At 46.5% G+C, this 12,745-nt stretch carries 7 protein-coding genes; 4 read left to right on the top strand and 3 right to left on the bottom strand.

Features of this window, described 5'->3' with window-relative positions:
- Nucleotides 1-2 precede the first annotated feature (2 nt).
- The 4 genes from BSHG_RS08040 (at nucleotide 3) to BSHG_RS08055 (ending at nucleotide 6,003) form a co-directional block, all read left to right on the top strand.
- Entirely contained in the window at nucleotides 3-848 is an 846-nt protein-coding gene (locus BSHG_RS08040; protein ID WP_005800167.1) for a glycosyltransferase family 2 protein, read from the top strand.
- Entirely contained in the window at nucleotides 845-2,065 is a 1,221-nt protein-coding gene (locus tag BSHG_RS08045) for a glycosyltransferase family 2 protein (protein ID WP_008659895.1), read from the top strand. The genes BSHG_RS08040 and BSHG_RS08045 overlap by 4 nt, the downstream gene beginning before the upstream one ends.
- A gap of 12 nt (nucleotides 2,066-2,077) precedes the next feature.
- Nucleotides 2,078-4,777 carry an ATP-binding protein gene (locus BSHG_RS08050; RefSeq protein WP_008659893.1) on the top strand — a complete coding sequence of 900 codons (2,700 nt, stop codon included), beginning with the start codon at nucleotides 2,078-2,080 and terminating at the stop codon, nucleotides 4,775-4,777.
- Nucleotides 4,778-4,917: 140 nt separating this feature from the next.
- Nucleotides 4,918-6,003, top strand: a complete 1,086-nt coding sequence (locus tag BSHG_RS08055; protein WP_008659891.1) for an endonuclease/exonuclease/phosphatase family protein — start codon at nucleotides 4,918-4,920, stop codon at nucleotides 6,001-6,003.
- Nucleotides 6,004-6,117: 114 nt separating this feature from the next.
- Here the strand turns inward: BSHG_RS08055 and BSHG_RS08060 are convergent, their stop codons facing one another.
- From BSHG_RS08060 to ettA, 3 genes are all read right to left on the bottom strand, one after another.
- Nucleotides 6,118-7,995 (bottom strand): choice-of-anchor J domain-containing protein, encoded by a 1,878-nt coding sequence (locus tag BSHG_RS08060; protein ID WP_008659889.1) that lies wholly within the window; start codon nucleotides 7,993-7,995, stop codon nucleotides 6,118-6,120.
- Nucleotides 7,996-8,018: 23 nt separating this feature from the next.
- Nucleotides 8,019-10,808 carry a TonB-dependent receptor gene (locus BSHG_RS08065; RefSeq protein ID WP_008659888.1) on the bottom strand — a complete coding sequence of 930 codons (2,790 nt, stop codon included), beginning with the start codon at nucleotides 10,806-10,808 and terminating at the stop codon, nucleotides 8,019-8,021.
- Between the two features lie 195 nt (nucleotides 10,809-11,003).
- Entirely contained in the window at nucleotides 11,004-12,692 is a 1,689-nt protein-coding gene (ettA, locus tag BSHG_RS08070) for an energy-dependent translational throttle protein EttA (RefSeq protein WP_005776885.1), read from the bottom strand.
- Between the last annotated feature and the right edge of the window lie 53 nt (nucleotides 12,693-12,745).

Genomic DNA, 12,745 nt, shown 5'->3' with positions numbered 1-12,745 from the left:
GCATGGAATGGTATACCAAATATTTATCAATTTTCGGACTGACCTTGTCCGAAATCCCCGGAGACACTCTGTCCGAAATCGGCACATTGTTACATGAAAAGCAGTCGGACACCCCTTTGGTATCCGTAGTAGTGATTGCGCACAACGAAGAGCCCCACATATTAAGCTGCCTCTGGTCTCTTGGCAACAACGAATACAGTTACCCCATCGAGATTTTAGTGGTCAACAATCATTCCACCGACCGGACGGAGCAGGCATTGCAAGCGGTAGGAGCCACCTACTTCAACGAACTTAAAAAGGGACCCGGATATGCCCGACAGTGTGGTCTGGACCATGCAAAAGGGAGATATCATATTTGCATTGACGCCGATACCATGTATCCGCCACACTATATCGACACCCATGTGCGGAACTTAATGAAGCCTGGCGTCGCTTGTACATTCAGCCTGTGGAGCTTCATTCCGGACAAGAGACATTCCCGTTTGGGGCTGTGGCTCTACGAGTGCTTGCGTGACTTACACCTGAGCATACAGGCCATCAAACGGCCGGAACTCTGCGTACGGGGAATGACATTCGGATTCAATACAGAACTCGGACGCCTTTTCGGATTCCGCACAGACATCCGGAGAGGAGAAGACGGTTCACTGGCACTTGCCATGAAGCCCTACGGAAGACTGATATTCATTACAAGTCGTAAAGCCCGGGCACTGACCAGCAATAGCACCATTGATGCCGACGGTTCATTGGCCAGGAGTTTCGGGGTCCGTCTGCTCAAGGCCTTAAAAGGCGCCACGGGGCTGCTTTACAAAAAAACAACCTATAAAGATAAAGACTCTAACCTATTATGAACAACACAATTACCACCTGGATCGAAATCCTTTTCTGGCTCTCCCTCTTCCTCGTATTCTATACCCACCTGGGATACGGAATACTGCTTTACATGCTGGTCAAACTGAAGGAACTCTTTGTGAAACCTGTCCGGCGACAGCTCCCCCCGGACAAGAGACTGCCGGACGTGACACTCTTCATCACAGCCTTTAACGAAGAAGAGGTGGTGGACGAGAAGATGCGTAACTGCCTCGGGCTGGACTACCCGGCGGACAAGCTGCACATCGTGTGGACCACCGATGGAAGCAACGACTCTACCAACCAGCGACTGGAAAACTGGCCGCAGGCCACCGTCCACTTCCAACCCCTGCGGCAAGGAAAAACGGCCGCCATGACACGGGGCATGATGCTGGTGGACACGCCGCTCGTAGTGTTTACCGATGCCAATACGATGCTCAACCGCGAAGCGATACGCGAAATAGTCCGGGCTTTTGAAGACCCGAAGGTGGGATGCGTTGCCGGTGAGAAAAGGATAGCCGTGCAAGAAAAAGACGGTGCGGCGGCCGGAGGAGAAGGCATATACTGGAAATATGAATCGACACTGAAAGCACTGGATGCACGCCTCTACTCCGCCGTGGGAGCCGCAGGCGAACTATTTGCCGTACGCCGGGAGCTCTTCACAGTGATGGAACCGGACACGCTGCTGGACGACTTCATCCTGTCGTTGCGCATCGCCATGCAGGGATACAAGATAGCATATTGCACGCAGGCGTATGCCATCGAAAGCGGATCGGCCGACATGCGCGAGGAGCAGAAGCGGAAAGTGCGTATCGCAGCCGGCGGACTGCAATCTATCTGGCGGCTGAGAGAACTACTCAATCCGTTCCGTTACGGAGTGCTGACGTTTCAATACGTATCGCATAGAGTGCTGAGGTGGTCTCTGGCACCGGTGCTGCTGTTCGCGCTGCTTCCACTCAACATCGCCATTCTACTGGTGGGGGGCTCCCCTGTCTGTTACGGCACCATCCTGGCACTCCAGCTCCTATTCTACATCATGGGAGGATGGGGCTACTACCTTTCTACCCGGCAAGTGAAAAACAAGCTGCTCTTCATCCCGTATTATTTCCTGTTTATGAACATTAACGTAATGAAAGGTGTTAACTACCTTCGTAAAAAGAAAGGAACAGGAGCATGGGAAAAAGCCAAAAGAACAAAAACGGAATCCTTAAACCAATAAATCGGACAAAGCATGGATAGAATATTGCATGACGTAGACAATGCCCACAAGATACTTCAACTGACATCCGACACACTGATCTTGGTGGACAAAAACGGCACGTGTCTGGACATCGACCCACACAGCGATTTGTGGTTCCTGCAAGAAGACAGACTCTTGGGGAAAAATCTGTTCAACTTGCTTCCCGACCATACCTTCCAGAAACTGCTACCGGACTTCAGGCGGGTGACCCAACAGGGGATAACGGTGAACCGTAACTACCGGCTGCCACTGGAAGGGGGCGAAACGTATTACTTCAAATGTATCATGCAGCCGTACGACGGTGACAAGGTGCTGTGCCAATATCGCGACATCACGGCGCGCAGCAACGTGAAACTGCAACTGGAACGCACCAACTACGAGCTGAAGGAGATACAAAAAGCGGCACAAATAGGGCAATGGAAATATTCATCGCGAGAGAGGACATTCTATTACCGGGGATACAACGGAATCGTATGCACGGAAGAAGAGCGGAGCATCAACTTTCAGGATTACTACGAAACCATCCTGAGCGAAGATCTGCCCGCCGTGAACACGTGGATGGAAGCCAACCGCCGCGAACTCTTAAAGGAATACATCGAATACCGCATCCTGCTGGAAGGACAGGTATACTATATGCGCCAGCAATGCTACCTGCGGAATGAAGAAGAAGATGGTAACATCGTCCTGGAAGGGTATATACAGAACATCACCGACATACAGCGGAAACGAAACGACATCAACACGCTGACGCATGCCATCAACAATGCCAAAGAAAGTGTGTACGCGGCACGCAGAGACGGCACGCTGATATTTGCCAACAGGCAGTTCAGGCTGAACCACCGGATCGCGGAACAGGCGGACTTGTCACTGATACGGGTGTTCGATGTCGTGGGCGATATGACCTGCATAGAGGACTGGGAGGAACGTTACCGCAGCATACGGGAAGGCCAGACCCTCAACTTCCTGGCCTACCAACCCCTGAAGCACGATAAAAACACACTGGCCTTTGAAGGCACCATGTACAGTGTGACAACGGATGATGGAGAAGAAACCTTTTGGTCGTTCACCCACGACATATCGGAACGCATCCGGTACGAATCGCAGATCAAACGCTTCAATCGTATCATGGATACCACGATGGAGAACATCCCGGCAGGTATCGTGGTAAAAGATATCGAGAACGATTTCAGGTACATCTACCGTAACCGGGAGTCGTACAACCGGGACATCAGCTCAGAAAACGCCATCGGAATGAACGACTTCGACTACTACCCGCCGGAAATGGCACAGCAGAAGCGAAAAGAGGATATGGAAATTGCCGCTACCGGAAAAGGGATGCACTGGATTATGGAGGGCAAGGACAAAAACGGAAATTTGCTGATTCTCGACAAGCAAAAAATCATGGTGGAAAGCGAGGACTTCTCTCCCATCATTGTCAGCATCGAATGGGACATCACCCAGCTGGAACTGATGCGCCGTGAACTGATAGAATCGAAAGAGAAAGCGGAAACATCGGACAAACTGAAGTCGGCTTTCCTTGCCAACATGAGCCACGAAATACGCACGCCCCTCAATGCCATCGTAGGATTCTCGCGCATCATCTCGGAGAGTGACAATGCGGAGGAAAGGAGGGAGTATTACGAGATTGTAGACGCCAACAACGAACGGCTGTTGCAACTGATCAACGAAATATTGGATCTTTCCAAAATAGAGTCGGGCATCGTAGAGTTCACTTACGGGCCGGTGAGGCTGCACACACTTTGCAAAGAGATTCATGATGCACACGTATTCCGCTGTCCGCAGGGAGTGGAACTGAGGTTCGACTCGCCGGACGAAGCGCTAAGCATCCACTCGGACAAGAACCGGATCTTCCAGGTATTCTCTAACCTGATAGGCAACGCGTTCAAATTTACCACAGAAGGCAGCGTAAGCTATGGTTACAAACAGGAAGGCGAGCGAGTTGTATTCTACGTCAAAGATACCGGACTGGGTATCGAGCCCGAAAAGTTGGGAAGGGTATTTCAACGGTTTGCCAAACTGAACAATTTTGCCCAGGGTACGGGTCTGGGATTGTCAATCTGTAAAACGATCATCGAACGGCTAGGCGGAGAGATTGCGGTCTCCTCGGAAGTGGGCACAGGAACCACATTCACCTTCTGGCTGCCTCTTGAGAATGTCATACAAGATACGGAAACGGGAACGAACAGCCACTTGCCCGGCGAAGCCGTCGGAACACAGCCGTCGGAAGTGCTCCCGGCCAAAGAGGATACGCCCCGCCCCAAAGAGGAAACGACGGAAAAGGAAGAGGACCTTCGGACAACCGCAGTCGAAACAGAGAAAGCCACCATACTGATAGCCGAAGACACAGACAGCAACTTCGACCTGCTGAACGCTATTCTGGGTAGAAAATACCGCTTAGTACGCGCCAAAGACGGCATGGAGGCCGTGACCATGTATGACGAGGTAAATCCGGATCTGATATTGATGGACATCAAGATGCCTAACTTAGACGGACTGGAAGCTACCAGAATTATCAGGCAACTGTCCGCGGAAGTACCCATCATTGCACAAAGCGCATACGCTTACGAACACGACCGGAATGCAGCCGAAGAAGCCGGATGCAATGACTTTATCTCAAAACCGATCGCTCAGGAAAAGCTAAAGGAAAAGATAAAGAAATGGCTGAAATAAACCAATTCACCACGGATTACACAGATTGACACGGATCTCCTCGGAGTCTGTCTGAATTCCGCTTGAGATCAACCGGATAAATAATCAATCTGTCTTAATCCGTGTAATCTGTGGTGAACTAAAATGCGAAATTCAAAACAATGGGAAAGAAAGCTGTATCCAAACTATTTTATTGTACGTCTATTGCACTGACTTTTGTCCTGGCCGGCATCACCATTGCCGGAGCATTCGCCGGACACATACCTCCCGAACACTCCACTCTGATGCCTTTCATCGGGCTGGCGCTGTCAGGACTGTTATTGATCAATCTTGCCGCCGCCATTTACTGGGGAATTCGCCGGAGGTTCTGGATCATCATTCCGTTGATAGCCATAGCTGCCAACTGGCAATATCTGAGTCGGATCTTCCAACCTCCTTTCACGGCCGGAGAAAAAGAGGCAAATACACTGAAAATAGCGACATACAACGTTGACAGTTTCGGTAACGAGCAGTCGGGATATTCGTGCAAGGAGCTTGCGGCTTATATGAAAGAGCACCGGGTGGACATTATCTGCTTTCAGGAGTTTGCCGGCAACCGGTACTTTACTCCAGACAGTATACGGAACGCATTTGCAGACTGGCAGTATGCCGTCATTCCGCAAGCTCCAGACAGTACACCTATCTTGCAGGTAGCTCTGTTCAGCAAATATCCGGTGAAGGACAGCAGACTGATCACTTACCCCGATTCAAGGAATTGCAGTATGTGGTGTGATCTGAACGTAGACGGACAAACGATTCGTGTTTTCAATAACCACCTGCAAACAACGGAGGTCAGCCAAAATAAGCGCAGACTGGAAAGGGAACTGGCTAAAAACGAACTGACAGGCAGAGAGGAAGCAGTGGCCAAGCAATTGTTGGAGGGACTCAACGAGAACTTCAGGAAACGTGCGGCACAGGCAAAGACTTTGGAACAATTAATCCGCACCACCCCCTACCCCGTGCTGGTGTGTGGTGACTTTAACTCTCTCCCATCGTCCTACACATACAGTACCGTGAAAGGTGACAATCTTCAAGATGGATTCCAGACTTGCGGACATGGGTACATGTATACGTTCCGGTACTTTAAACGCCTGCTGAGAATCGACTATATTTTCCATTCCAAAGAATTTAAAGGGGTAGATTACTATTCGCCTGACCTCGATTTGTGCAGTGATCATAATCCGGTAGTGATGGAGGTGAAGATGTAAACGGGAATGTATCTAAACGCCTTTTCACCCCCATAACTCTCTCGTTATAATATAAAAGAAGGCCGTCCTGATTACACAGAGCGGCCTTTCTTAATTATAAATGAATTAGTTTTCTTATTCTACTTTCTTCAAAGAGTCTGCAACATATTCAAACTGTCCTTTACCTGTCACTTTATACTTAATGGTATATTGTGCATCAGAACCATCGTAGATACCAAAATTAATCGTATAAATAACATCAACACCTTCCACAACATCGGCATCACCATAAAGTGACTGGAGTGCTGGCAAAAATGCTTCTGGTAAACGTTCAAACATAAGCTTTTTCAAATCATCATCAGACATAGTACCATAGGCAGCTGGGTTTTGTACTTTCCATTTATCTGGGCGGAAGTCGAAATTATTCTGATAAGCAGAACTACCATAATAATATTCATTATTTCCATATGAGGTTACATATTCAGAATAGTGCTCTTTCACCCAATCCACAATAGTCTGATAGAATGTAGAGGTTTCTGCATCACCTTTAGCCTTCAGCGTAATTACTGTGCTTGGGTCAAAGTTCCACTTGCCGTCAGACAATACAAACTGCTCTGTCTTATCGACAATACGTGTATTCAACTCCCATCTCGCTTTTTCGGCAGAATAAGTGTATTCATCACTATAGATCTTCAAATCAGTACCATTATAATATCTGTAGACTACTACACGTGCATCGCCATCAACAGGATATGCCACCATCTTAGACAAATAAGCAGGCAAATAGTTCACAGCCGGAACATCAGAAGTAAAGTAGCGTTTACTCTGTCCCATATCTCCGTAATCGGCATATGTCAGGACATATACGCTATTGCTCTTATTCTTCCAGTTCTTTCCATCGTATACTTTCACCGCGTAAGTAGGAGTAGAAAGACTGTTAGCCGGAATGGAGGTACCTACCATAATGTTATCGATCTGATAAGTAGTGGTTTTCTTATTGGCACCATCACCTTCGTACTTAAAGGCTACATACACCTTCTTGCCTGCATAAGCTGACAAAGGCACTTTACCTGCAGAAGCAAACGTACCGTAACCACTTGTCGGCTTGGTAGGAATGCTGAAATCTGAAGTCACATCAACCCAGTTGGCAGTACCGACATTTTCACCATCGAAATTCTCTGAAATCAGTACTGACAAGCAGCTAGCATTATAGTATCCCACGGTCACGTCAAAAGCGAGATAATCACCGGCAGTAACAGAAATAGCAGGGGTAACCATCCAGCCGACGCATGCCCCTTTCGTACCGTTTGCCGAATACTGAACATACTGGTTATCATCATAAGAAGTAACCTTCCACTGAGTGTCACCGGTAGAGCTGATAAACCAGCCTTTGAGCTCCTTCAAATCTCCGGTAGGAAGCGCCTCGAAGTTTTGCCACATCAACGGATTCTCCAACTGTCCCTCTCCCAACTTATAGTCAACGAAAACAGCTGTTCCCTTTTCGGCATCTTTGAACTTCTCGTTCAGGATCTTAGACATCTGACCTTCTGTCTTTTCATTCAGATAAGGCGCAAATGCATTCTCACCATAAACCAACTTGTATTCGGCATCCGTCGGTTTCAGATATTTCACCGAAGCATACTCCGACAGCAAAGAAGACATCGCTTCTTTGTACTTATACGTAATCTTTGCACTCGAACCCTTATCGGCAGTGTAATACTTATCAAGCAAGAAAGCAGGTATGTAATCCGCTCCCGTGATCTTCTCTGTCAGATACATGTTAGTCTTCACATTCTCAAGATCCTTAGACACACCGGCATCTGTAGCAATCTTCTTATTGGTCGAATTTGAGCTGATAGTTGCATAGTCAGCATCAGTCAGCGTATACTCTATCTTCATCAAATTCGTCGGTTGGGTCATATCGTCCAATCCTTCGAAGTTGTCATCGTTATATTTACAGCCGGACAGCAGAATCAACGACACCGCTACAGGCATTAATAGATTTCTATTCATAATTTAAACTTCCTGTTTTTAGATTAGAAATTAACTTTTAATCTCAAGCTATAAGTACGGCCGAATCCGTAGAACACATTGTAAGCGGTCTTCCAATCGTGATTGCTACCATCTGTCGCATCAGAAATATAAGTCTGGTCGAATAAATTGTTCACGTTACCTGACAGTACTGCATTCAGCTTACCAAAGTTGAATTTATAACTTGCGTTCAAATCGAAAGTACTTGCAGTCGGAATACGCCAAGGAGTAGAAAAGTCTTTCTCACTGTTCATCACCAGGTCGTTTGAATTCAATGACCAGTCAGCATAATTACGTGCGTATAAGTTCCAGTCGATACCCAGACGAAGGGCTTTGTCGATCTTGAAAGTAGCACCCAAAGCTGCGGTAGTCTGTGCAGATCCACCCACTTTCACATCTTTCAGGTTCAGTTTCATTGTACCCGGTTCCAGTCCGTTAGCTGCCGCATTTACAAGAACGGTCACATCCTTACCATCGCTTCCCTTGATAGATGCGCTGTTCACAAATTGACCTTCTACAGTGAAGCTACCCGAAGCATTGCTATCCCAACGCCAGTTACCGATAGAGAACATACCGCTCAAATCCAGCCATTGGAAAGGTTTTGCTACAAAATCAAGTTCGACACCCTGGTGCAAAGCATTCACACCCTGCATGTTGATAACAGACTTGGTAGAAACCAGCTTACTTGCATCGTAAGGCTCGCTAAGGCTGCCTTCATAGTAGTTTGTGATATCCTGTGAACGGGTAGTGGTTTTGTCCATCCAACGAGTGTGGTAGGCATTGATGTTCACAGTAAGGAAGCTCGAACGATAGCCGTATCCGATTTCGAAAGAGAACACTTTCTCGTTCACTGCATCGGGGTTTGTCGCATTGCTGACTGTTGAATTAAGGAAAGCACCTCCCGAGAAGAATGGAGCACGGCTGATATAACCGATATTGGCAAACACATTATGATTTTCGGTAAGGTTGTAGTTCAAACCTCCCTTTGCATTCCAACCGATGAAGTTGACAGTTTTTGATTTGGCGTGTGCCTTGTCATAGTAAAAACGGTCGTAACGCCAGTAACCGGTATTAGAAACCGAACCGGAAATGAAGGCACTCAACTTATCTCTGTTGTATTCACCTTGAGCAAATACTCCCTCAGACATCACATAGCCATCAAAGTCACGATAAACAATATCACCTACTTTCAATTTCTGGTTCACAAATGAAGAACCGGCAGCAGCGGCGGCATTGTTTGAAGCCAAAACACTTTTTCTTGAAGAAGAGTCTACATAAAAGTCACCACCATAGAGGTCAACCAATTCATTGGTGTGTGTACCTTTATAATAACGGTAGTCTATACCACCATAGAAATCGAAGTAATCACCGAACTTAGTAGTATAAGTAGAAAGCAGACCATACCAGTTATGGAAGTTCTTAGACTTCGACATTGCCATAACCGAACCATTCTCACTCGCTTCATTCAAAGCATATATTTCATCATACGCAAATGTACCGTCGGCTTTACGGAAAGTCATATTCAGGTTACCATTGTTACTGCCATACCAGTTACTGCGATCCGCACTGGTCAATCCCTGACCGGAATAGCCATATCCACGACCGATAGAAGCATACAGAGCTGTACTCAAACTTGACTTTTCATTAATCTGCCACAAATGGTTCAATGACAACTGAGGTTTATTATACACATTATATGCCGATGACTTTCTTTGTCCGTTCAGCCCGAATCCGTAGGTAGGGTTATAACGATAAGGCTTCTCACCATTCATATAATTCTTCGCAACTTCCTGCCATCCTTCAATGGTAAGTCCGTCTTTATTTCCACGCTGATTATGCCACTGGGGAGCAGCGAAAGCAGTAAATGACAACTGATGATTGTCATTGAAACGCTTTGTAATATTCACAAACCAGTTGTAGGCTTCGTAGTTGGTTCCCTGGATATAACCATCGGCCCAGGTCTTACCTCCCAAAAGGGTCATGGCCCAACCTGATTTGGTCAATCCGGTAGATACCTTGAACAGGATTTTGTTCAATCCGTCGTTACCCATACCATAAGATACGAAACCGCCTTTGTTGGCATCGATTGTATTAGTCACAATGTTGATAGAACCACCCACTGAAGGAGCCGCTACCTTTGATGCACCCAAGCCACGCTGTACCTGCATGCTACGAGTCACATCACTCAAACCGGCCCAGTTCGACCAATAGATGCCACCCCATTCCATATCATTCATCGGAACACCGTTAATCATCATAGCAGAGTTCTCAGTCTTAAAACCACGTATGTTCACTTTGGAGTCACCAAAACCACCACCTTGCTTAGTTGCATAGATACCCGGAGTAGACTTCAAAACTTCAGGAAACTCCTGTGTTCCGAGCTTCTCCTCGATAAAGACAGGGTCAACTGTCGATACAGCTACCGGTGTTTTACGCGAAACAGCAACAGAAGAAGTGATGATAACGTCATTCAGCACCATTGCATCGGCTGCCATTTTTATTACGCCCAAATCTTCAGTACCACCTTTCTGGGTGATCTTCTTGCTGAATTCCTTGTAACCAAGGTACTTGATAAGCAGCGTTGAACCGGAGGCAGCTTTTTGTGTGAACATACCATCCAAGTTAGTCACACTACCCTGGGTGGTACCGACAATCGTTACGGCTGCACCAATCAATGGCTCACCTGTTTCCGCATCCACAACTTGACCTTTCACTGTTATCTGGGCAATGGCCGTAGCGGCAGAACATACCGTCAGCACTGCAACCAGCAGGAAATGAATTAGATGTCTTCTCATAATTCTCTTTGTTAGTTAATAGAACTTGTTAATTAATAAATTGTAAATAAACGTTTTGGAATACAAAGGTAATTAATATTCTTTATATATACATTACAAAGATGCTACAATTTTTTAAGAGAGATAAACATATTATAGCTCTATGAAACAAAAAAGCCCCGCAAATTGATTGCGGGGCTTACATATTGTTAAAGATTAGTCAGCTATCAGCTTTCTATATCTCACACGCTTAGGTTCTTCGTTGCCAAGTCGTTTTAATTTATTCTCTTCGTACTCCGAATAAGAACCTTCAAAGTAGAACACATTCGAATCGCCTTCGAAAGCAAGAATATGCGTACAGATTCGATCGAGGAACCAACGGTCATGCGAAATGACAACAGCACAACCTGCAAAATCTTCCAGACCCTCTTCGAGTGCACGTAGAGTATTGACATCGATATCATTGGTCGGCTCGTCGAGCAACAACACGTTTCCTTCTTCCTTCAGTGCCATAGCCAGATGCAGACGATTCCGCTCTCCACCCGAAAGCACACCACAAAGTTTTTCCTGGTCGGCTCCGGAGAAATTGAAGCGCGAAAGGTATGCACGCGCATTGATATCGCGACCTCCCATACGGATCAAGTCATTACCACCGGAAATCACCTGATAAACACTCTTGTTCGGATCGATATCTTTATGCTGCTGGTCTACATAAGCCACTTTCACAGTCTCCCCTACTTCAAACTCACCTTTATCGACTGTTTCCAGTCCCATAATCAGACGAAAAAGAGTTGTTTTACCGGCACCATTCGGACCAATAACTCCCACAATACCATTTGGAGGAAGCATAAAGTTCAGATCGTCAAACAGTAGTTTATCACCATAAGCCTTCGCCACATGTTTTGCCTCGATCACCTTATTACCCAAGCGAGGACCATTCGGAATGAAGATTTCCAACTTCTCTTCTTTCTCCTTCACATCTTCGTTCAACAGCTTATCGTACGAGTTCAAACGAGCTTTACCCTTAGCCTGGCGGGCCTTGGGTGCCATACGTACCCACTCGAGCTCACGTTCCAGAGTTTTGCGACGCTTGCTGGCAGTCTTTTCTTCCATTTCCATTCGTTTGGTCTTCTGCTCCAACCAGCTGGAGTAGTTGCCCTTCCAGGGAATACCCTCACCACGGTCAAGTTCAAGGATCCATCCGGCAACATGATCGAGGAAGTAGCGGTCGTGCGTCACTGCAATTACCGTACCTTCGTACTGTTGCAAATGTTGCTCCAACCAGTCGATAGACTCAGCATCCAAGTGGTTCGTCGGTTCGTCGAGCAGCAAAATATCAGGCTTTTGCAATAACAGTCGGCAAAGAGCCACACGGCGGCGCTCACCACCGGACAGGTTAGCCACCGACTGATCTTCGGGCGGGCAACGAAGAGCATCCATTGCACGCTCCAATTTACTATCCAAATTCCAGGCATCCGTTGCATCGATAATGTCCTGCAACTCTCCCTGACGCGCAAAAAGTTGATCCATTTTGTCCTGATCTTCATAATATTCAGGTAAACCGAACTTCTGATTAATTTCTTCGTATTCGTTCAGTGCATCAACAATAGGTTGCACACCCTCCATTACGATTTCTTTCACAGTCTTTGTGTTATCCAGATAAGGTTCCTGTGCCAGATATCCCACTGAATACCCGGGAGAAAAGACCACTTCCCCCTGATAAGATTTCTCCAGACCGGCAATAATCTTCAGCAAAGTAGATTTACCCGAACCATTGAGACCGATAATACCAATCTTCGCTCCATAGAAGAAAGAAAGATAAATGTCTTTTAGTACATTCTTGTTAGGTTGGAAAGCTTTGCTTACTCCCACCATCGAGAAAATTATTTTTTTATCGTCAGCCATATATAAATAATGTGTATTGATATTTATGGCACAAAGATAACAAAAATGTTCGG

Source organism: Bacteroides sp. 3_2_5, from assembly GCF_000159855.2.
Lineage (GTDB): Bacteria > Bacteroidota > Bacteroidia > Bacteroidales > Bacteroidaceae > Bacteroides > Bacteroides fragilis.
Note: the sequence above shows the minus strand (reverse complement) of the source record. Positions and strands in the feature narration are given on the sequence as shown.

Coding starts and splice junctions, on each gene's coding strand:
- BSHG_RS08045 (WP_008659895.1), top strand. CDS start 845: ATGAACAACACAATTACCACCTGGATCGAAATCCTTTTCTGGCTCTCC.
- BSHG_RS08050 (WP_008659893.1), top strand. CDS start 2,078: ATGGATAGAATATTGCATGACGTAGACAATGCCCACAAGATACTTCAA.
- BSHG_RS08040 (WP_005800167.1), top strand. CDS start 3: ATGGAATGGTATACCAAATATTTATCAATTTTCGGACTGACCTTGTCC.
- BSHG_RS08055 (WP_008659891.1), top strand. CDS start 4,918: ATGGGAAAGAAAGCTGTATCCAAACTATTTTATTGTACGTCTATTGCA.
- BSHG_RS08060 (WP_008659889.1), bottom strand. CDS start 7,995: ATGAATAGAAATCTATTAATGCCTGTAGCGGTGTCGTTGATTCTGCTG.
- ettA (WP_005776885.1), bottom strand. CDS start 12,692: ATGGCTGACGATAAAAAAATAATTTTCTCGATGGTGGGAGTAAGCAAA.
- BSHG_RS08065 (WP_008659888.1), bottom strand. CDS start 10,808: ATGAGAAGACATCTAATTCATTTCCTGCTGGTTGCAGTGCTGACGGTA.